Source organism: Methylobacterium currus, assembly GCF_003058325.1.
GTDB lineage: Bacteria > Pseudomonadota > Alphaproteobacteria > Rhizobiales > Beijerinckiaceae > Methylobacterium > Methylobacterium currus.
Genome location: NZ_CP028843.1, coordinates 2,904,193 through 2,925,279 on the forward strand (window position 1 = coordinate 2,904,193; position 21,087 = coordinate 2,925,279).

A 21,087-nucleotide genomic window follows, 5' to 3' on the forward strand; every position below is an offset into this window, starting at 1 on the left:
TGCCATCGGCGCGTCACCCCATCGGCACGAAGGCCGAGAGGCCGATCAGCACCAGCGGCATCGCCACCAGGGCCAGCACGGTCTGCACCGCCGTGATGCCCGCCATCAGTGGCGCATCGCCGCCGAGCTGGCGGGCCAGGATATAGGCCGAGGAGGCGGTGGGCAGCACCTGGAACAGCAGGGCCGTGGTCAGGGCCGGCCCGTGCAGGCCGAGGAGCGAGGCGACCAGCAGGGTCGCCGCCGGCATCGCCAGGAACTTCATCGCCGAGGCCGAGACCACCGGCCGCAGCCAGGCCCGCGCCCCTTCGAATTCGAGCGCCGCCCCGACGCAGAGCAGGCCGATCGGAAGCGAGGCTGCGCCCAGCGTGCGCAGGGCCGGCTCCAGCCCAGGCGGCAGCCCCCAGCCCAGGAGCCGGAAGGCCAGCCCCGCGAGCGACGACACGATCAGCGGGTTGGTGGCGAGCTGCCGCACGATGCCTCGCGGCGTCAGCCTGGCCGCGCCGTGGCGGGCGAAGACCAGCACGCACAAGACGTTGACCGTGGGCACGATCGCCGCGTTGCAGATCGCCGCGAGCGCGATCCCCTGCGCTCCGAACAGCCCGGCCGCCAGGGTGACCCCGACATAGTTATTGAAGCGGACGCTGCCCTGGAACACCGAAGTGAAGGCCGGCCCGTCGATCCGCATGACGGGCCGCAGGGCGACGACGAGGGCCGCTACCACGAGCGTCGAGAGGATCAGGGTCAGGGCGAGGGCGCCCACCGGCACCGCCTCGACCCGCGCGGTGGCGAGGCTGTGGAAGAAAAGGCTCGGCAGCAGCACGAAGTACCCGAGCCGCTCGGCCTGCGGCCAGAAGCTCTCCGTGAGGAAGCGGCGGCGGCGCAGGGTCAGGCCGAGGGCTGTCAGGATGACGATCGGCAGGAGGGCCAGCAGGACGGCGCCGGTCATGGGGCGGGGTTCAAGGTGGAGCTATCCTCGGGCGGAGCCGGGCGGGCGAGGCCCGCGGCGGGTCCCGGGTGGGGACCACGGCTCAGCCTAGCGCGCCGGACCGCCTCGTCCCAGCCGGTCCCGGGAGGGGCGGCCATGCGCGGATCGACGGGATCCGGCCGGGCACGCCCTCGACCGGAGCCATGCGCCGGGCTCTTCAATGACGCAGGGGGAGACGAAATCCCGAGCGGCGCTGGATGGCCGCTGCCCGGACGCGCCGGGGCTTACGGTCGTCTCCGCTCCAAATAACGGTGACACGTCCGATACCTGACACAACGGCACTTTTTGTTAACCATCCGGGAATAGCCAGGAAGTCTGATATGGGGGCGGTCCATGCTGAGGCTATCTAGCTTTAAAATCCTATATAAGCTCGCCGGCGTCATCGCGCTGATCAGCGTCATCGTCAGCGGCTGCGTCTGGTACGCGCAATCGCGGATGACGAGCATCGACGATGCCTACAGCCTGTTCATCACGCGGGAGGCGCGGGCCGTCGCGACCGCACGCCGGGTGAACGGCCTCGCCTACGAGCTCAATTATTGGGTCTACCGCATCATCGCCGAGACCGAGGACGCCCAGATGAAGGGCGCCGATGCCGGGTTCCAGGCTGCGATGCCGGTGATGACGAAGGCCTTGGCCGACCTGCGGAGCGAGGCGCCGACCTTCACGTCCCGCCTCGACGCCCAGGCCGCCCGCGTCGAGCGCTTCATGAAGGACGTCGTCGAGGTGCGCCGCCTCGGTTCGGCCAACCACAACGCCGAAGCGATCGACCTCGTGCACCGGAAGATCGACCCGACCTTCAAGGCGATGGTCGACGAGGGCACGGCGCTCGCCGACGACATCCGCAATTTCATGGAGAAGGGGTCGGACAGCCTCACCGACGAGACCAACGCCACCCGCTTCAACCTGATCGGCCTCAGCACTGCGGGCATGGCCGCCGGTCTCCTGGCGGCGATCCTGATCTCCGTGTTTGGCATCACGCGTCCGCTCGGGCGGCTCGTCGTGGTGTTGCAGCGCATGGCCGCCGGCGAGATCGACGCCGAGATCAAGGAAGCGGCCCGCGGCGACGAGGTCGGCGCCGTCGGCCGCGCCGTCGAGGGCATCAAGGCGATGGCGGCCCGGAAGGCCGCGGAGCAGGCCGAGATCAAGCGCCTCGCCGACGCTGCCGCGTCGCAGGAGCGCCGGCGCACGATGATCGAGCTGGCCGACGGGTTCGAGCGCGCGGTGGGCGGCGTCGTCGGCATCGTCTCGTCCTCCGCCACGGAGCTTCAGGCGACGGCGCAGCAGATGACCGCGGCGGCCTCCGAGACGGCGGCCCAGTCGACCACGGTGGCGGCAGCCGCCGAGGAGGCCTCGGTCAATGTCGGCACGGTGGCGGCGGCGGCCGAGGAGCTGGGGAACGCGGTGCAGGAGATCGGCCGGCAGGTCGCCGGCTCGGCCGGCCTGGCCCAGGCCGCGGTGGACGAGGCCGACCAGACCTCGCAGCTGGTGCAGCAGCTGAGCCAGGCCGCCGAACAGATCGGCGCCATGGTCGGGCTGATCTCCTCGATCGCCGGCCAGACGAACCTGCTCGCCCTCAACGCCACGATCGAGGCGGCGCGGGCCGGGGCGGCCGGACGCGGCTTCGCCGTGGTGGCGGCCGAGGTGAAGGAGCTCGCCGCGCAGACGGCCAAGGCCACCGAGGAGATCGGCCAGCGCATCGGCCAGGTGCAGGGCGTGACGAGCCGCGCGGTCGGCGCCATCGGCACCATCACCGAACGCATCCAGGAGATCAACGCCGTCGCGGCCTCGATCGCCGCTGCCGTCGAGGAGCAGGGCGCGGCCACCCAGGAGATCGTCCGCAACGTGGCGCAGGCGGCCAGCGGCACGTCCGAGGTCACCGGCAACATCGCGGGCGTGGCGCGCGCCTCCGAGGATACGGGCGCGGCGGCCTCCCAGGTGCTGGCCTCGGCCTCCGAATTGTCGCGCCAGTCCGAGCACCTCACGTCCGAGGTCGCGCGCTTCCTCGCCACGATCCGGGCGGCGTGAGGACGATCGCGAGCCTTCACTTGGACGGGGGCCGTCGCGCCGACGGGCCCCGTCCCGCTTATGGCTGGTCGGCCGGGATGCGGCGGCTCACGGCTGCCACTGCGCGAAGGCCTCCCGCATCACCTTCTCGCCGGCATTACCCTTCTCGAAGGTCAGGATCGCGCGGTTGCCGTTGGCGTAGCGGAGCGGGAGGTCGATCCAGTTGCGCTTGAGCAGCAGGTCGCTGTTGCGCTCGATATCGGCCTTCAGGTTGGAGAGGCCGATCAGGAACAGGTTGTCGCGCACCGGCACCGGCAGGCCGGAGACCGGGGAGCCGCGGCCCGACTCGTCGTCCTTGAACTGGATCAGGCCGACGTCGCGCACGGTGCGGTTCTGGTCGGTCGTGGTGAAGGTGAGCTCGATGATGTGCGAGGCCGGCAGCGTCGCGTCGGTGTTGCGGCGCAGGACCAGGGCGAGGCTCAGGCCCGCATCGGGCACGTCGATCGTGGCGCGCACCACGGTCTGGAGCGGCTGGCCCTGGCCGGCATTGATCGCATCGAGGCGCCAGACCACCCGGGCCTGCGTGGCCTTCGGCGCCGAGCCCTGCGGGCCGTTCTCCTCGTAGAGCGTGCCGCGCTGCGCCACCGCGATGTCGGGCGTCGGCGAGGGACGGGCCGGGCCGCCCTGCTGGGGCGCGGCGGGGGCGGGGGCCGGAGCGGGCGCCGGCGCGGCGCGCTCGCCGCCGACCCGGTCGGCGAATTTCGAATCCTGGTTCTCGGCCGGACGGTTGGGACCGTTCTCGGCGAAGCCCGTCGGCAGGGCGGCGGGATTGTCGCGCAGGGACCAGGCCGTCACGGCGATCGCGCCGACGACCGCCGCCAGCACCGCCGCCACGATGCCGTTGCGGACCAGGCGCGAGCGGTCGCGCTTGGGCACCACCACGTCGAGCCGGGGGCGCTGGGAATTCGTGGTCTCCGCGCCGGGCGCGTCCTCGGCGGCATCGGCGTGCCGCGGCCGCGTCGGCGGCAGCTTCAGCTCGACCGGCGGGCCGGCCTCCGGCAGGGCGTCGGCGTGGTGCGGGGCCGCCGCCTCGACGGGCGGCTCCGGCAGCGGCGCGGGAGACGCGGTGCGGGGGGGCTCGCCGGCCTGGGGCGGCTGGACGACGTCCGGTGGCCGCGGCGCTGGCGAAACAGGCCGCGGCGGTTCCGGGGCAGGGGGCGGCGCGCCGGGCGCGGGATCCGGCTCGGGCACGCCGCCATGCTCGATCTCGAGCCGGGCGATCGCCCGGTCGAGGGAGACGCGCTCCGCCTCGATGTCGGTCTCCGACAGGGGCGGGTCGAGGGAGCGAAGCTGGCCGATCAGCGCCGCGCGGGCGCGCTCATAGACCGTGTGCCGCAGGTCGGGCGAGCGGTCCGGCAGGGCCTCGAGGGCACGGGCGAGCAGGGGATAGTAATCGGCCATGGTCGCCGCATGCCTTGTCGTGCGGGGCGGCGGGCGTCAAGCTTCGCCCGCCTTCGTGTGCGCAGGATTCCCCTCAATCCTCCAATTTCCCCTCAATCCTCGAAGGGGTTGTGGACCAGGATGGTGTCGTCCCGCTCCGGCGAGGTCGAGAGCAGGGCCACCGGCGCGCCGATCAGCTCCTCGATCCGGCGCACGTACTTGATCGCCTGGGCCGGCAGGTCGGCCCAGGAGCGCCCGCCCGCGGTGGTCTCGCTCCAGCCCTCGAAGGCCTCGTAGATCGGCTCGACCCGGGCCTGGTCGGCCTGGCTCGCCGGCAGGTGGTCGATCACGCGGCCGTCGAGGCGGTAGCCGGTGCAGATCTGGATCGTGTCGAACCCGTCGAGGATGTCGAGCTTGGTGAGCGCGATGCCGTCGATGCCGGACGTCCGCACGGTCTGGCGCACCAGGGCGGCGTCGAACCAGCCGCAGCGGCGCTTGCGCCCGGTGACGACGCCGAACTCGCGGCCGCGCTCGCCGATCCGCTCGCCGATCGCGTCGGTGAGCTCGGTCGGGAACGGCCCCTCGCCGACCCGGGTGGTGTAGGCCTTGACGATGCCGAGCACATAGCCGATCGCCCCCGGGCCGAGGCCCGACCCCGTGGCCGCCTGCGCCGCCACGATGTTCGAGGAGGTCACGTACGGATAGGTGCCGTGGTCGACGTCGAGGAGCGCGCCTTGCGCGCCCTCGAACAGGATGCGCTTGCCCGAGCGCCGCGCATCGTCGAGGAGCGACCACACCGTGTCGGCGAAGGGCAGGATCTTCGGCGCGATGGCCAGAAGCTCGGCCTTCAAGGCCGCGCCGTCGATCTCCTCGATGCCGAGGCCCCGGCGCAGGGCGTTGTGGTGGGCGAGCAGCCGCGAGATCTTGGCGTCGAGCATCTCGGCGTCGGCGAGGTCGACGACGCGGATCGCCCGGCGGCCGACCTTGTCCTCGTAGGCCGGGCCGATGCCGCGCTTGGTGGTGCCGATCTTGAGCACCGCGTTCGAGGTCTCGCGAAAGTGGTCGAGTTCGCGGTGCAGCGGCAGGATCAGCGTCGCGTTGTCGGCGATGCGCAGGTTCTCCGGCGTGATCGTCACGCCCTGCTGGCCGATCCGGGCGATCTCCTCGACGAGGTGCCAGGGATCGACCACGACGCCGTTGCCGATGACCGAGAGCGTGCCGCCGCGCACCACGCCCGACGGCAAGAGCGACAGCTTGTAGGTCACGCCGTCGATCACGAGGGTGTGGCCGGCATTGTGCCCGCCTTGGAAGCGGACCACGACGTCGGCCTGCTCGGAGAGCCAGTCGACGATCTTGCCCTTGCCCTCGTCGCCCCACTGGGCGCCCACGACGACGACGTTCGCCATATCACAAATACCCGTCCCTGCCCGCCGCGCGAAAAGCCCCGGCGCACGGAAAGGCGCGGGGCTGATCGGCTGCGAATGGTGTCACGCGTGTGCGCTCTTCGGCGATCCCGGCCGGGAAATCAAGCTGCGCCCGGGAGATGTGCCATGCGCGGAGGTTTTCGGCTCTACTTGGCCTGGGTGTTCGGGCCCTGGCCCGGCAGCTCGCCCGGCTTGATCACCGGGGTCGAGTTCGGGGTCGGCTCCGGGGGCTTCACCGCCATGTCGGGGGCGCCGGTGGCCGGCGGCTTGATCACCCCGTCCGATTGCTGGAGCTTGTCGCTCAGGGTCGAGCCGGTGGTGTCGGTCTTGTCGGCGTTCGAGGTCGCGTCGCCCGGCCGGACCTTCTCGGGGATGGTCTGGTTCAGGGGCGGCAGGTTCGGGTCGCGGTCGCGCGCCTTCAGGGGCACCTCGGGCGACTGGGCGAGGGCGGCGGTGGCACCGGCGACGATCGCCAGCACGGCGAGCCCGCCGCGCATCAGCTTGGACATTCGGCTTCTCCCATCAGGGGTCTCCCGAGGGAAACAGGGCCGACACCGGTCAGTTCCGGCCCCGCTTGGCTTTAGCCGGCGACCGCCATCTCGAGGTAGAGGCCGCGCAGGCGCCGGGTCATCGGGCCGGGCTGGCCGCCGCCGACGCGGGTCCCGTCGATTTCGGTCACCGGCATCACGAAGGCGGAGGCCGAGGTGAAGAACGCCTCGGCGGCCTGCTTCGCCTCCTCGACCGTGAAGGCGCGCTCCTCCACCGTCAGGCCGTTCTCCTCGGCGAGCCGCATCACTGCCCGGCGGGTGATGCCGGGAAGCAGAGCTGTCGAGAGCGGGCGGGTGACGATGCGGCCGTCCTCGGTGATGATGAAGGCGGTCGAGGATCCGCCCTCGGTGACGAACCCGTCCTCGTGCATCCAGGCCTCGGCGACGCCGGCGGCGGCGGCCTGCTGCTTGGCCAGGACCTGGGCGAGCAGGGCGACCGACTTGATGTCCCGGCGCTTCCAGCGCAGGTCCTCGACGGTGATGACCTTGGCGCCGCGCTCGGCCAGGGGATTCGCCGAGACGTTCTTGGCTTGCGTGAACATCACCACGGTCGGCGGCGTGCCCTCGGGCGGGAAGGCGAAGTCGCGCTCGGCCACCCCACGGGTCACCTCCATGTAGACGAGGCCTTCCTTGAGGTCGTTGCGGGTGACCAGCTCCTCCTCGAGCCGCGTCCACTCGGCGATCGAGTGGGGATTGCGGATGCCGATCTCGCCCAGCGAGCGGTCGAGGCGGGCGAGGTGGGCCTCGTTGTCGACGAGGCGGCCGTTCAGCACCGCGCTCACCTCGTAGATGCCGTCGGCGAACAAGAACCCGCGGTCCATGATCGGGATCGTCGCCTCTTCGAAGGGCACGAAGCGGCCGTTGACATAGACGATGCGGGACATGCGGGTCTTCCTCTCGCGGCGCCGCCGACGCGGCCGTGCTCGAACAAGAGGCCCTTGAAGCACCAGCCGGAGCCCGGCCGCAAGCGGGATTCCGGCCGCCCCGCCTTGCGTGACACAGGCAGGCGGCCGGGGCCCGCGGCGGTTGCGCGGGACGCCACCCACGACCTATCGTCCGGCGAACACGAGAGGAAACGACATGCGGCTCACCCCCGACGCGAAGGGCGTCTTCCCCATCGCCCCGACCCCGTTCCATCCGGACGGCCGCATCGACGAGGCCTCGGTCGACCGGATGACCGATTTCTACGGCGAGATCGGCGCGACCGGACTCACCGTCCTCGGCATCATGGGCGAGGCGCCCAAGCTCGACGGCGCCGAGGCGGTGGCCTTGGCCTCGCGGGTGATCCGGCGCACCAAGCTGCCCGTGGTCATCGGCGTCTCGGCTCCGGGCTTCGCCGCGATGGGCTCGCTCACCCGCGCCGTGATGGATGCGGGTGCGGCCGCCGTGATGATCGCCCCACCGCCCTCCCTGCGCACCGACGACCAGATCGTCGGCTACTACGCCCAGGCCGCCGAGGTGATCGGGCCCGACGTGCCGTTCGTGATCCAAGACTACCCGCTGACCTTGAGCGTGGTGATGACGCCCGGCGTGATCCGCCGCATCGTCGCCGACAACCCGAACTGCGTCATGCTCAAGCACGAGGACTGGCCGGGGCTGGAGAAAATCTCCGCTCTGCGCGCCTTCCAGCGCGACGGCTCGCTGCGCCCGATCTCGATCCTGTGCGGCAATGGCGGCCTGTTCCTCGACTTCGAGTGCGAGCGCGGAGCGGACGGCGCCAATACCGGCTACGCCTTCCCGGAGATGCTGGTCGACGTGGTGCGGCTCTCCGCGGCCGGCGAGCGCGAGCGCGCCCACGACATCTTCGACGCCCACCTGCCGCTCCTGCGCTACGAGCAGCAGCCGGGCTTAGGTCTCGCGGTGCGCAAATACGTGCTGATGCGCCGCGGCATCCTGGCGTCGGACGCCCAGCGCAAGCCGGGGGCCGGATTGTCGGCGACGGCGAAGGCGGAGGTGGACTTCCTGCTGGAGCGGTTGGGGAGGCACGACCCGCGGGCGCGGATGTGATACCGCCGCGCCTTCGAACGGACTCGTTCGAAGGCGCTGGCTAAGCCCGAATGGGCGCCGGCGCTGATGCGCCGGACGCTTTCGCATCGACGTGTCGATGCGAAAGCGCGATGGTATGAGACGTTGCCCGCTCGGTTTCGTCGATCGGACGGGCTACCCCTTGGCGTGTCGCTCCGTCATCGCGGGGCTCGGCTCAGCCGAGAACCCGGGATGACGCCGAGGACGGTGAGTCGACTTGCGAAGGCATTCGATCCCGAAGGTCAGGCGTCGTCTCACCCCGCCACCCGCACGGGCTCGACTTCCCCCCGCGCCACCTCCTCCTCGGCCCGCCGCAACCGCACCTCGGCCTCCGCGACGTAGTCCCGCGTCAGCGGCACCACGTCGTTGCGGCGGGTGAGCTGGAGCTGGAACACCACCGCGTCCTCGTACCGGAAGGCGGCCTCGGCACTCGCCAAATACCACTCCCACATCCGGCAGAAGCGCTCGTCGTAGAGGGCGGCGGCCTTCTCGCGGTGGGCGAGGAAGCGGGCGCGCCAGGCGCTCAAGGTCTCGGCGTAGTGCAGCCGCAGCACCTCGACATCGGCGAGCATCAGCCCGGCGCGCTCGATCGCCGGCATCATCTCGGACAGGGTCGGCAGGTGGCCGCCGGGGAAGATGTAGCGGGTGATCCACGGATTGGTCGGCCAGGGCACGCCGGTGCGGCCGATCGTGTGCAGGAGCATCACCCCGTCCTCGGCGAGGCGGTCGCGGGCGGTGCGGAAGAAGGCATCGTAGTGGGCCGGGCCGACATGCTCGAACATGCCGACCGAGACGATGCGGTCGAAGCTGCCCTGGAGGGTGCGGTAATCCTCGAGCGCGAAACGCACGCGGCCCGACAGGTCGCGCTCCGCCGCCCGCGCCTGCGCCACCCGGTGCTGCTCGGCCGACAGCGTGATGCCGCGGACCGACGCGCACCCCGCCACCTCCGCGAGGTAGAGGCCGAGCGCCCCCCAGCCGCAGCCAATATCGAGCACCCGCTGGCCCGGACCGGCGAGGAGCTTGGCCGCGATGTGGCGCATCTTGGCCGTTTGCGCCTCTTCGAGGCTCATCCCGGGCGTCGCGTAATAGGCGCAGGAATAGAGCCGGTCGGCGTCGAGGAAGAGGGCGTAGAGCCGGTCGTCGAGGTCGTAGTGGCGCTCGACGTTGCGGCGCGCGCGCAGCAGCGTGTTGCGGCCGGCGATCCGGCGGCCGAGGCGGCGCAGGGTAGCGAGCGCCCGCACCTGCCGCAAGGACGGCTCGCCGTGATTGCGTCCGAGCAGCACCGCCAGCAGCTCCGGCAGGCTGCCGACTTCGAGAATCAGGCGGCCGTCGGTGAAGAGCTCGCCGAATTTCAGCTCCGGATCGAGGAGCAGCTCGCGCTCGGCCGCCGCGTCGGCGAAACGGATCGCCGCTTCGGGGCCGTCGCCGTCGCCGGCGCGGAAGCGGCGGCCGCCCGCCATCGTCACCGTCAGGGTGCCGCTCAGGCCGCTGACGCGGAACGCCGTCTCCAGCAGATGATCGAGGACCACGCCGCCACCTCGTGAGACACGAAGATGCTCCCCCGCTGTGAGAAGTCGCGCTGCAGCATCATGGCGTCAAGGTCGCCGGCTCGGCGCAAGTCACTGTGGGCCCTGCATCTTTCGCGGGCCAGCCCTGTGGTCGGGCGCAATGCCGCGCCCGACCCGTCTCCTTACTCGGACGCGCCGAAGACGCGCCGGAAGATCGTGTCGACATGCTTGAGGTGGTAGCCGAGGTCGAAGCACTCGGCGATCGCCTCGGGCTTGAGCGCCGCAGTGACCTCACGATCGGCCTGCAACAGGGTGAGGAAGTCGCCCTCGCCGCGCCAGACCGGCATCGCGTTGCGCTGCACCAGCCGGTAGGCGTCCTCGCGCGACACGCCGGCCTGCGTCAGCGCCAGCAGCACCCTTTGCGAGTGGACGAGGCCGCCGAGCCGGTCGAGGTTGCGCTGCATCTGCTCAGGGTAGACCAGCAGCTTGTCGATCACGCCGGTGAGGCGGGCCAGCGCGAAATCGAGGGTGATCGTGGCGTCCGGGCCGATCATCCGCTCGACCGAGGAATGCGAGATGTCGCGCTCGTGCCAGAGCGCCACGTTCTCCATCGCCGGGAGCGCATAGGAGCGGACCATGCGGGCGAGCCCGGTCAGGTTCTCGGTCAGCACCGGGTTGCGCTTGTGCGGCATCGCCGAGGAGCCCTTCTGGCCCTCGGAGAAGTACTCTTCCGCTTCCAGCACCTCGGTGCGCTGCAGGTGGCGCACCTCGATCGCCAGCCGCTCGATCGACGAGGCGACGACGCCGAGCACCGCGAAGAACATCGCGTGGCGGTCGCGCGGGATGACCTGGGTCGAGACCGGCTCCGGCGTCAGCCCCATCTTCTCGGCGACGTACTCCTCGACCCGCGGGTCGATATTGGCGAAGGTGCCGACGGCGCCCGAGATGGCGCAGGTCGCGACCTCTTCCCGTGCCGCCACCAGGCGGGCCCGGGCACGGGTAAACTCGGCGAAGGCCTGGGCGAGCTTGAGCCCGAAGGTGACCGGCTCGGCATGGATGCCGTGCGAGCGGCCGATGGTCGGGGTGAGCTTGTGCTCGAAGGCCCGGCGCTTCAGCGCGCCGAGCAGCCCGTCGATATCGGCGATGAGCAGGTCGGCGGCGCGGACGAGCTGCACGTTGAGGCAGGTGTCGAGCACGTCCGACGAGGTCATGCCCTGGTGGACGAAGCGCGCCTCGGGCCCGACGATCTCGGCGAGATGGGTCAGGAACGCGATCACGTCGTGCTTGGTGACGCGCTCGATCTCGTCGATGCGCGCGACGTCGAACACCGCGTCGCGGCCCTTCTCCCACACCGTCTCGGCGGCTTCCTTCGGCACGACGCCGATCTCGGCCAGCGCCGTGGTGGCATGGGCCTCGATCTCGAACCAGATCCGGAAACGCGTCTCCGGCGACCAGATCGCCGTCATCTCGGGCCGGCTGTAGCGGGGGATCATCGTCGGGGCTCCTGCTCACGAGCGGGGTGGGATGCCGCGACGGCTATGGGATGCGGGGCGAGAAGGCAAGGAAGCGGAAGGGGCCTTGCCGGCCGGCATCGTGCGCAGGCCGTCCCTCGGACCGTCCGGCGCGTTGCTGGGGCGTCCCCGCCGCCCTCGTCCCAGGCGTGGCGGGGCGCCGTCCGCCACGGCAGCCCCGAGCAGGCGGCAGGGAGGCGAGGGTCTAGAACCGCATCGTCAGCCCGCCATTCACCGCGTAGCCGTCCCCGCCCGTCCGGGCGAAGGTGGTGCCGCCGGTGAGCGTCAGGCTCACGCCCGGGGTCACGTCGGCGGCAAGCCCCGCCTCGACGAGGCCGTAGGTGCCCCGCGCCCCGCGGCCGAGCGGGGTCAGGATCGGCAGGAGCGGGGTCGAGGTGAGGGAGGTCACCAGCGTGCGGCCGCCGTCCAGGAATTCGTGCTCGGCGGTGACGTTGACGAAGGTCCTGACCGGCAGGCCGACGAGGCTGACGGGTGCGGCGCGCAGCTGGATTCCGGCGCGGCCGACCAGCGAGTCGAGGCCGGTGGCGCCGACGACTTGCGTGAGCACCGGGTCGCCCCGCTCGGTATAGGCGCCGACCCGGGTGGTGGCGTAGGTGAGGCCGACGATCGGCCCGAGGCGGACCGGCCCGAAGGTGTCGAACAGGTAGCCGGCCTTGGCCGCCACCGCGACGCTGTCGCCGCCGGTGGCGCCATTCAGCGGGTCGATCACGCCCGGACGGGTCACGGCATAATCGTGCCGGCCATAGGCCAGGACCGCGTCGGCGAAGAGGTGGGTCGCCGTGAACGACCCGTAGGCGGCAAAGCCGTAGCTGTCGATGTCGATCGAGCCGGCGCCGCCCCGGAGGTTGGCGTGCGGGTTGGCGTAGTTGAAGGCGAAGCCGAAGCGCACGCCCGGGGCCGGCGTGGCCTCGAGCCCGATCGTGCCGCTCGGGCTGTCGTAATCGTAGCCGGTGGCGAAGCCCCGCGTCGCCCGGCTGCCGCCGGCGTAACCGCCCTGGCCCCACACGATCAGCGGGCTCGGGGCTGCGCCCAGCGGCGCGACGCCGGTGGTGCCGAGAGCCCCCGTCGCCTCGCCGGGGCCGGGGGCGAAGAGCCGGTAGGCGTCGAGGCGCTGCAGGAGGCTCGCGGCGAAGCTCGTCGTGCCGATCTGGCCGAGCTCGGCCTGGGCGGCGATGCCGTTTGGCGCCGCCACGGCATTCGCCATGTAGCGCGACAGGACGAGGTAGCCGCCCTCGGTCAGGTGCACGCCGTCGAGGGACAGGAAGGTGTTCTGCACCGCCTTCGGTGCCGTGAGGCAGGCGGCGACGAGGGCGCAAGGAGCCGTGGCGTTCGTGAAGCCGTAGCGGCCCGGATCGGCGATGATGCGCTGGAAGATCTGGCCGTTGTCGAGGAGGAAGATCCGGGTGCCGGCGGCCGAATAGGGCGCGAGGCCGGCCTGCAACCCGTCGAAATAGGAGCGCGCGAAGAGGTCGCCCGAGGCGGCGTTGCCGGAGGCCGCCACCCGCGGCAGGCCGTTCAGGGTGGTGAAGCCGTTGAACACGATCGTGCCGGCGCCGGCACCGACGAGCTGGCCGACGCTGCCGACGGCATTCGCCGCCGAGACCCGGCCGAGGAGGGGCGCCTGGGCCGGGGTCAGCCCGGCGAGCGTCGCCGCAATGCCGTCATTGCCGCCGATGTTGATGGCGACGAGGTTGCCGGGGCCGAGGCGCTGCCCGCTCGCCAGGAAGGTCGCCACCTCCTGGGTCAGGCCCGGCAGCAGGGCCGAGCCGACATTGCCGGTGCCGGTCTGGGCGCCGCCGACGGCGTAGTTGGTCACGGCGGAATCGGGCAGGCCGTAGATCGCCTGCAGCCCATCGACGAAGTTGGCGCCGTTGGAGTAGCGGCCGTTCACGTAAGGGGCGGGGAGGGGACGGCCGGTGAGGCGCACGACATTGCCGGTATCGGCGTAGCTGTCGCCGAAGACCGTGAGCCCGCTCACCCCCTGCGCGGCGGCGCCCTGCGCGGCGGCGCCCTGCGCGCCCGCCAGCGCCGTGCCGGCGAGGAGCGCCGTGGCCATGCCCGCCCGCCGCAGGCGTCCGAAACCCGTGTCCATGGTGTGTCCCCCGAGGCCCCGCAGCGTCGCCGCGCCGCTTTTGGGTCATCATGGGGCAGGCCGGGGCCGGTCCGGTCAAGCTTCCGGCGGTCGGGTTACGATGGGGAGAAGATGAGGCAGCCGGCCTGTTGCCCGGCCGCGACAGTCTCCCCGGGGCCGGGACGTCCCCGCCGTCAGGACTCCTCCACCCGGGCCCAGCCGTTGGGCATCAGCCGTTCCTGGGGGGTGAACTTCGCCTTGTACTGCATCTTGCGCGAGCCCTCGACCCAGTAGCCCAGGTAGAGGTAGGGCAGGCCGAGGCTGCGGGCGCGCTCGATATGGTCGAGGATCATGAAGGTCCCGAGCGAGCGCTCGGCCTCCGCCGGATCGTAGAACGAGTACACCATCGACAGCCCGTCGGAGAGCACGTCGGTGAGGCAGACGGCGATCGGCGCACCGGTGCCCCGGCCGTTGATCGCCGTGTCCGGGCCGCGCTTGCGGTAGACCACCAGATGGGTCTCGACGTGGCTGTCCTCGACCATCATGGCGTAGTCGAGCACCGTCATGTCGACCATGCCGCCGTCGCCGTGGCGCGCGTCGAGGTAGCGGCGAAAGAGCGCGTATTGCTCCGAGGCCGGGCGGTTGGCCTGGGCCTGGCCGACGAGGTCGCGGTTGCGCTTCAGCACCCGGCGCTGGCTGTCGCTGGGCGAGAAGTCGTCCACCACCACCCGCACCGAGATGCAGGCGCGGCAGGTCTCGCAGGCCGGCCGGTAGGCGATGGTCTGCGAGCGGCGGAAGCCCCCCTGGGTCAGGATCTCGTTGAGGTCGCGGGCGCGCCGGCCGACGAGATGCGTGAACACCTTCCGCTCCTGCTGCCCGGGCAGGTAGGGGCACGGCGAGGGCGCCGTGAGGTAGAACTGCGGTGCGTCCCGCGGATGGCTGGTCACGCTTCGTTGGTCTCGCAGGCAGGGGGCCGGCGCGTGTGCCGGGAAGGCCAGGATAGCACCGGCGCGGCCCGCCTCAACAGGCACGGACCGCCCCGGTGCGAAATCCTGAGATTTAAGCGCGACCGAGGCCGAAGGTTGCAGCCTCAGACTGTGCTGCCTTGGGCGTGTGCCCGAGATGCGTTCATGCCTCGCGGACGATCGCGAGATCGAGGATGAGGTCGTGGCCCATGCGCCGGTCGGCCCGCAGCACGCCGATGCCGATATCGAGGAGCCAGAGCAGGAAGGTCGACAGCGCGACGTAGAACAGGAGCGCGTGCACAGCCGCCGTGATCCAGTCGACCGGCCCGCCGGTCGTCGCCCGCACCGCCCGCAGGCCCATCATCCGCATGCCGAGGGTGCTCTGGCGCGACCCGCCGACCGTGATTGCGCTGTAGAGGACGCCGCTCGCCGGCAGGATCGCGTAGAGCGCCCAGGCGACCCCGAAGGTGATGACTCCGAGGAACGAGATCGCCAGCCACAAGAGGCAGCTGAAGCCGAAGATGAACACGATGTCGAGCAGGTAGGCGATGAAGCGCCGCGACAGCGAGCCATGCGCCACCAGCACCGGCGGCCCGGCCCAGCCGGAGCCGGACGGGGGGATCGTGCCCTGCTGGTAGGGGCTGCCCTGATAGGGGCCGCCAGAGGGCCCGCCTTGCCAGGAATTCGCCATCGCATCCGCCTCCGCCTGTTCGCCCGCTTCGATAAGGTGGGCGCAGGCGTGCTCCGGCTCAAGGGTGCGGTCGCGGGCATCGGCGGATCTCGCATCTGCGTCATCCCGGACCGGATCAAGTCCCGGACCGGCATGTGCCGCTACGCACCGCCCGGTAGAGTTGCCGGGATTAAATTTGGATATAATTGATGTGCGTGTGCGCACATCAATCAATGACGTTGTATTTCAGGTTCTCGATATGGAACAGGCAGGTTCCTGCTCACGGGAATTGTGCCCCGGATCGAGGATGAATCGATGAGGACACGCATACTCACCACACTGGTTGCCGCCACTCTGGCCCTGCCCCTTCTCGCGGGCGCGGTCCGGGCCGATGGCGGCGGGGATGGACGCATGCCGGCGGGCGGCGCGCATATGAGCAGCTACGTCCACCACCCCTACCACGACCCGCGCTCCGCGCATTCGCAGGCACGCGGCACCGGGCAGCTGCTCGGCGCGCCGATGACGGCTGATCCGGCCACCCGGCTCCTCCCTCGCGGCACCGGCGTGCCGGCCTGGGCGGCGCAGCCTGGGCGGCGCTGAGCTGCCACGTCCCTCCGGCCCCCGATCGGGGCCGGCGGACGACACGGGTCGCGAGTTCGCAATGGCACGATAGGGGGAGACGCGCGTGGGGAAGCCGTATTCGGGATCACGTTCAAGGTTCCGGCAGTCGGGCCGTGGCGGGGGCCGGAGCGGCGCGCCCGCGGGCGTGCTGCGGAGGGATGGCGGCAAGGACTCCCGCGGGGCGTCCCGCCGGGGGGAGACGGCCGGCGCGAGGTCGCGGCCTCCGCTCCGGCGGGTGCTCGCCGCCGCCGGCCTCGCCCTGGGGGTATCCGGCCCGGCCGCGGCCGGCTCCGCCGCGCAGCCCGGGCAGTCATCGGGGCTGCCGGTCGGCGCACAGATCCCGCACGGCCTCTACTGGATCACCGCGACGAATTTCGGCGTCCGCCAGACGAGCCCGGGGGTGACGCCGCTGAACGTCAACACGACGACCCTGGCCTGGGCGACGCCCTGGGATATCGCCGGCGGCCGGCTGCAGCTCTTCGCCGGCGTGCCCTACTCGGCGGTCGGCCCCCAGGACAGCGACTGGCAGAGCGGCTTCGGCCAGCCGCTGATCGCCGGCCAGCTCGCCTGGGATCTCGGCGGCGATGTCGGCTTCAGCTACCTGCTCGGCGGCTACCTGCCCAGCCGGACCGGCTTCACGACCCAGGCCTCGTCGCTGACGCACCGCTTCGCGCTCAGCTATGTCGGCAACGACTGGAACGTGACCGCGCACCTGTTCTACGGCCATTTCCTCGGCGACAAGCCACCTCCGGGCGTGGCGGCCTATCCGGACTACATGAACCTCGACCTGACCGCGACCCGCAACTTTGGCAAGTGGCAGCTCGGCGCGGTCGCCTTCGGCTCCACCGACCTGCCGACGGGTGTCGCGGGGTATCGCTCGCAGGGACAGGTCGCGGTCGGCGGGCTGGTCGGGTACAATTTCGGTCCGGTGAACCTCCAGGCTTTCGTCACCCGCGACGTGATCGCGCGCAATTACGGCGGCCGCGACACGCGGGCATGGCTGCGCGCGATCGTGCCCCTGTACCAGGACAAGCAGGAGGCCGCGCCCGACCGCACGCTGCTGACGCGGGAGCAGACGCGCTGATCCGCGAGCGGCGGGCAGCGATGTGCGCCGGGGTCAGCCCCCCGACGCCGCATTCCCGTGCGGCCCGATCCGCCGCGGCTCCAGCCCCTCGCGGCTGAGCGTCTCGAGGATCTCGGCGGTGTGGCCCGGCCCGCGCGTCTCGATCGTCACGTCGATCGAGACGCTTTTTGCCGGCACGTCGAGGTGGAGGCGGCCATGCGAGACCTCCAGGATGTTGGCGCCGAGCTCGCCGAGGCGCCCGGCCACCCGGCCGAGCACGCCGGGCCGGTCGCTCGCGGTCATCCGGAACGAGATGATGCGGTCCTCACGCTCCAGCTCGCGCACCATCACGGAGGCGAGGAGCCGCGCGTCGATGTTGCCGCCGCACAGAACGAGACCCACGGTGCGGCCGGCGAACAGGTCGGGCCGGGCCAGCAGGGCCGCGAGGCCCGCCGCGCCCGCGCCCTCGGCGAGGCTGCGCTGGAGCGTGGCGTAGTCGTGCACCGCCCGCTCGATCTGCGGCTCGTCGACGAGGACGATCTCGCGCACGAGGTCGCGGATGATCGGCAGGGTGAGATGGCCGACGGTCTTGACGGCGATGCCCTCGGCCAGGGTCGGCCCGCCGATCGGTCGCTCCTGCCCGTCGATGGCGTTGAGGAAGGACGGGTAGAGCGCGGCCTCGACCCCGTAGAGAGCCACCCGCGGCCGCAGGCTCGCACCGATCGCGATGCCGCTCATCAGCCCGCCGCCGCCGATCGGCACCACCAGGCCGTCGAGGTCGGGGGCATCCTCCAGCATCTCGAGGGCGATCGTGCCCTGGCCGGCCATCACCAGGGGATCGTCGTAAGGATGGACCAGCACGAAGCCGTGCGTCTCGACCAGGCGGTCCACGGCGGCTGCCGATTCCACCAGCGTCTCGCCCTCCAGCACGACGGTGGCGCCGTGGGCGCGGGTGTTCTCGACCTTCACCAGCGGGGTCGTGGCCGGCATCACGATGGTGGCCGGGATGCCGAGGCGCCGCGCGTGGTAGGCCACGGCCTGGGCATGGTTGCCGGCCGACATCGCCACCACGCCGCGGCGGCGCTCGGCCTCGGTCAGGGCGCTCAGGCGGTTGACCGCGCCGCGCTCCTTGAAGGCGCCGGTCGCCTGCATGTTCTCGTGCTTGACGAGGACCCGCGCCCCGGTCAGCTCCGACAGGCGCGGCGCCGGCACCAGCGGCGTGCGCAGCACGTGGCCGCGGATGGTGTGGGCGGCTCGGACGACGTCGTCCGGGGTGATGGCGTAGGGCTGGCTCAAGAAGGGGCCTCCGGCAGGCCGCCAGTCTATCCGCCCTTCCGCCGGCCGAGAACGGCCGCAGCATCACCTGGGCCGGGCCGGTGCGAAAAAAGCGGGCGACGAGGGCGACGCGAAGCGGGACACGACGGGCGGCCGCCCGCCACGGTCGAGACTTGGCGGTCGAGACTTGGCAGTCGAGACTCGGCGGGCGAGACTCGGCTGGGGAAACTCGGCTCACGGCCGGCATGCGGCCCGGATCAGCTCCACGAGATGGGCGACCTCCGGCGGCTTCGGATGCGCGAGGTGGCGGTCCCGGTCGGTCCGCTCGACAATGACGAGGTCCTCCGCCGGGATCACGATGGCGTATTGTCCGCCCGCGCCCCAGGCGAAGTACGATCCGGCGGGCAGGCGCAGCAGGTTCTCCCTTGGCGTCGGCGCGTCGGCCGTCCACCAGAGGTAACCGTAGCCGAAATCCCAGTCGGCGTCGGAATGGGGACGGGTGCTTTCCCGCACCCACTCGGCCGGAATTACCGGCGTGCCGTTCCAGCGCCCGCCGTCGAGGAACAGCAGGGCGAAGCGGGCGAGGTCCCGTGCGCTCATCCGGAACGGGTAGGTGGGGTGGAGGGACGCGGCGCCCCGGACGTAACGCTGCGCGGCCGGATCGTAATCCTGCATGCCGATCTTGCGGGCGATCTCCCGCGCGAAGGCCTGGTGGATCGAGGTGCCGGCGGCGCGCTCGTAGATCGTGCCGAGGGCGTTGAAATCCCAGTTGTTGTAGTACCAGAACGTTCCCGGCGCGTGGCTGAACCGGGGCGGGCGCCGGGCCGCCATGCCCGCCGTCTCGGACAGGGCCGGGTGGTAGATGCCCGAGCGGGCCTCCAGCAGCATCCGCACCGTCGCCCGTTTCTCCTCGGCCGAGAGGGCGGGGACGGTGTCGTCGATGCCGAGCCGGTCGAGGGTCGCGTCGAGGTCGATCTGATGCCGGTGCACGGCGAGTCCGACGAGCGCGCTGAGCAGGCTCTTGCGGACCGAGGCGAGCTCGGTAGGTTTCGTCGTGTCCCCCCATTCGACGACGACCTCGCCGTGCCGGACGACCATCAGCGCCGTGACGTTATGGGCCTTGGCGTAATCGGTCGCTTCGGCGAGCTTCGCCGACGACCATTCCGAGGCGGCGGCCGGCGCGCGGGTCCATTCGGCGGCGGGCGCCGCCTGCACCCGGACCGCAACGAGCGTGAACAGCAGCAGCCAGGCGTAGCGCACGGTAAGACGATCTCCGTCCGAGTCGGCAGAGAAGTCCCGATTCGGTGCCGTAAGGTCAAGGATCGTGCTGTCGGGGACGCCGGGATGCGATCCCGATGGGATCAGCCCGCCCCCGGCTCGGCGAGCGCCGCATCCGGCGTATCGAGGTAGTAGTGCTTGAGCAGGTAGAGCGCCGCGCCGCCGAGCGGGCCGCGGTCGCTCGTCAGCCCCGAGAGGTCGGTGCGGCTCATCCCGGAGAACTGGCAGATCGCGTAGCGCGGCAGCGGGCTGCGGCCGTCGCGCTCCTGCGAGAAGTCGATGCGGATGCTGCGCTCCTGCGGCCCGGCGGCCTCGCGCAGGACCGCGACGCGGGATCCCGCCGGTACCAGGGTCGGCAGGGCCCGCCGGCAGATCCGGGCCTGCTCGGCATCGGGCGTACTGGCGCAGGCGCCGAGGCCGAGGAGGGCGGCGAGACTCACGAGCCTCGCCCGCCGTCCCAGACACACCCTTCCCAGACTCACTCTTCCCAGACTCACCCTTGGCGCAGCCGCTCGGCGACCCGGGGAGCGAAGTAGGTGAAGACGCCGTCGGCGCCGGCCCGCTTGAACGCGGCCAGGCTCTCCATCATGGCGCGCTCGCCGTCGAGCCAGCCGTTCTGGGCGGCGGCCGCGATCATCGCGTACTCGCCCGAGACCTGGTAGGCGAAGGTCGGGACCGAGAAGGACTCCTTCACCCGGCGGATCACGTCGAGATACGGCATCCCCGGCTTGACCATCACCGAATCGGCGCCCTCGTCGAGGTCGAGGGCGACCTCGCGCAGGGCCTCGTCGGTGTTGCCGGCATCCATCTGGTAGGTGCGCTTGTCGCCCACCAGCGTGGCGTTGGTGCCGATCGCGTCGCGGAACGGGCCGTAGAAGGCGCTCGCATACTTCGCCGCATAGGTCATGATCTGCACGTCGCGGTGCCCGGCCCGGTCGAGCCCGGCCCGGATCGCCCCGACCCGCCCGTCCATCATGTCGGAGGGGGCGATGACGTCGGTGCCGGCCTCGGCCTGGATCAGGCTCTGCTCGACGAGGAGCGCCACCGTCTCGTCGTTGACGATGACCCCATCCTCCAGGAGGCCGTCATGGCCGTGGCTGGTATAGGGGTCGAGGGCGACGTCGGTGATGATGCCGATCTCCGGCACCGCCTTCTTCACCGCCCGCACGGCGCGGCAGACCAGGTTGTTGCGGTTGAGCGCCTCGGAGCCGGTCGCGTCGCGCAGGGACGGCTCGACAAAGGGGAAGAACGAGATCGCCGGGATGCGCAACGTGGCAGCGCGCTCCGCCGCCCGCACCGCCTCGTCGACCGAGAGGCGCTCGACGCCCGGCATCGAGGCGACCGGCTCGCGCCGGCTCTCGCCCTCGATCAGGAAGACCGGCCAGATCAGATCGTCGACGGTCAGCGTGGTCTCGCGCACCAGGCGGCGCGACCATTCGGCCTTGCGGTTGCGCCGCGGGCGCTGGGTGAGCCCGAGGGAGGCCGGTTCGGTCCGGGCGGCTTCCCTGGCGAGCGGCCGGGGCATCGGCTGGATCTGCGACATCCGGGGTCGGGCCTCCTCGCGGCCCGCTCCGCGCGGGCCTATTCAGCGTCGAATTCGTCCAATCCGGAGGTAGCACAGTCCGGGCGGCGCCAGAACCCGGGCGGAGGGGCGGAGAACGAAATCGGACGCATGGCA

Annotated in this window: 18 protein-coding genes; 4 read left to right on the forward strand and 14 right to left on the reverse strand. The window is 71.4% G+C overall.

All coding sequences use genetic code 11. The annotated features are described in order from the left end of the window. Positions 1–13: 13 nt before the first annotated feature. On the reverse strand, positions 14–946 hold the full coding sequence (locus DA075_RS13570; RefSeq protein WP_099953691.1) for an AEC family transporter: 933 nt from the start codon (positions 944–946) through the stop codon (positions 14–16). A 372-nt stretch (positions 947–1,318) separates the two neighbouring features. Here DA075_RS13570 and DA075_RS13575 point away from each other — a divergent pair, with 372 nt between their 5' ends. Then, positions 1,319–3,010, forward strand: a complete 1,692-nt coding sequence (locus DA075_RS13575) for a methyl-accepting chemotaxis protein (RefSeq protein ID WP_099953692.1) — start codon at positions 1,319–1,321, stop codon at positions 3,008–3,010. 87 nt (positions 3,011–3,097) lie between these two features. Here DA075_RS13575 and DA075_RS13580 read toward each other — a convergent pair whose 3' ends face one another. The 4 genes from DA075_RS13580 to DA075_RS13595 form a co-directional block, all read right to left on the reverse strand. Next, a complete protein-coding gene (locus DA075_RS13580) occupies positions 3,098–4,450 on the reverse strand; it encodes a histidine kinase (protein WP_099953693.1) in 1,353 nt (450 codons plus the stop codon). A gap of 92 nt (positions 4,451–4,542) precedes the next feature. Next, a complete protein-coding gene (locus DA075_RS13585; RefSeq protein WP_099953694.1) occupies positions 4,543–5,835 on the reverse strand; it encodes an adenylosuccinate synthase in 1,293 nt (430 codons plus the stop codon). Positions 5,836–5,999: 164 nt separating this feature from the next. Then, positions 6,000–6,362: a hypothetical protein gene (locus DA075_RS13590; RefSeq protein ID WP_099953695.1), complete on the reverse strand. Its 363-nt coding sequence runs from the start codon at positions 6,360–6,362 to the stop codon at positions 6,000–6,002. 71 nt (positions 6,363–6,433) lie between these two features. Beyond that, positions 6,434–7,285 carry a D-amino-acid transaminase gene (locus tag DA075_RS13595; protein ID WP_099953696.1) on the reverse strand — a complete coding sequence of 284 codons (852 nt, stop codon included), beginning with the start codon at positions 7,283–7,285 and terminating at the stop codon, positions 6,434–6,436. 196 nt (positions 7,286–7,481) lie between these two features. On the opposite strand from DA075_RS13595, the gene DA075_RS13600 reads away from it, so the two are divergent. Continuing rightward, on the forward strand, positions 7,482–8,408 hold the full coding sequence (locus DA075_RS13600; RefSeq protein ID WP_099953697.1) for a dihydrodipicolinate synthase family protein: 927 nt from the start codon (positions 7,482–7,484) through the stop codon (positions 8,406–8,408). Positions 8,409–8,680: 272 nt separating this feature from the next. On the opposite strand, the gene DA075_RS13605 is transcribed toward DA075_RS13600, so the two are convergent. The 5 genes from DA075_RS13605 to DA075_RS13625 form a co-directional block, all read right to left on the reverse strand. Further along, a complete protein-coding gene (locus DA075_RS13605; protein ID WP_244936573.1) occupies positions 8,681–9,955 on the reverse strand; it encodes an SAM-dependent methyltransferase in 1,275 nt (424 codons plus the stop codon). Positions 9,956–10,116: 161 nt separating this feature from the next. Beyond that, on the reverse strand, positions 10,117–11,427 hold the full coding sequence (gene purB, locus DA075_RS13610) for an adenylosuccinate lyase (RefSeq protein ID WP_099953698.1): 1,311 nt from the start codon (positions 11,425–11,427) through the stop codon (positions 10,117–10,119). 223 nt (positions 11,428–11,650) lie between these two features. Then, complete coding sequence (locus DA075_RS13615) at positions 11,651–13,558, reverse strand: autotransporter domain-containing protein (RefSeq protein ID WP_099953699.1); 1,908 nt, start codon at positions 13,556–13,558, stop codon at positions 11,651–11,653. A gap of 173 nt (positions 13,559–13,731) precedes the next feature. Then, positions 13,732–14,484 (reverse strand): arginyltransferase, encoded by a 753-nt coding sequence (locus DA075_RS13620; protein ID WP_099953700.1) that lies wholly within the window; start codon positions 14,482–14,484, stop codon positions 13,732–13,734. A gap of 181 nt (positions 14,485–14,665) precedes the next feature. Then, the gene (locus tag DA075_RS13625) at positions 14,666–15,193 is read right to left on the reverse strand and encodes an RDD family protein (RefSeq protein WP_099953701.1); all 528 of its coding nucleotides are present in this window, start codon (positions 15,191–15,193) and stop codon (positions 14,666–14,668) included. Between the two features lie 294 nt (positions 15,194–15,487). Between DA075_RS13625 and DA075_RS13630 the strand changes: the two genes are divergently transcribed. Both DA075_RS13630 and DA075_RS13635 read left to right on the forward strand, forming a co-directional pair. Then, positions 15,488–15,772: a hypothetical protein gene (locus DA075_RS13630; protein WP_123834285.1), complete on the forward strand. Its 285-nt coding sequence runs from the start codon at positions 15,488–15,490 to the stop codon at positions 15,770–15,772. A gap of 256 nt (positions 15,773–16,028) precedes the next feature. Then, positions 16,029–16,877, forward strand: a complete 849-nt coding sequence (locus DA075_RS13635) for a transporter (protein ID WP_099953703.1) — start codon at positions 16,029–16,031, stop codon at positions 16,875–16,877. 33 nt (positions 16,878–16,910) lie between these two features. On the opposite strand, the gene DA075_RS13640 is transcribed toward DA075_RS13635, so the two are convergent. The 4 genes from DA075_RS13640 to hemB all read right to left on the reverse strand — a co-directional run bounded on the left by DA075_RS13640 (position 16,911) and on the right by hemB (position 20,952). Continuing rightward, entirely contained in the window at positions 16,911–18,152 is a 1,242-nt protein-coding gene (locus DA075_RS13640) for a threonine ammonia-lyase (protein WP_099953704.1), read from the reverse strand. Positions 18,153–18,365: 213 nt separating this feature from the next. Next, entirely contained in the window at positions 18,366–19,391 is a 1,026-nt protein-coding gene (locus DA075_RS13645; RefSeq protein WP_099953705.1) for a serine hydrolase domain-containing protein, read from the reverse strand. Between the two features lie 101 nt (positions 19,392–19,492). Next, positions 19,493–19,849 (reverse strand): hypothetical protein, encoded by a 357-nt coding sequence (locus DA075_RS13650; protein ID WP_244936574.1) that lies wholly within the window; start codon positions 19,847–19,849, stop codon positions 19,493–19,495. Between the two features lie 53 nt (positions 19,850–19,902). Then, the gene (gene hemB, locus DA075_RS13655; RefSeq protein WP_099953706.1) at positions 19,903–20,952 is read right to left on the reverse strand and encodes a porphobilinogen synthase; all 1,050 of its coding nucleotides are present in this window, start codon (positions 20,950–20,952) and stop codon (positions 19,903–19,905) included. Between the last annotated feature and the right edge of the window lie 135 nt (positions 20,953–21,087).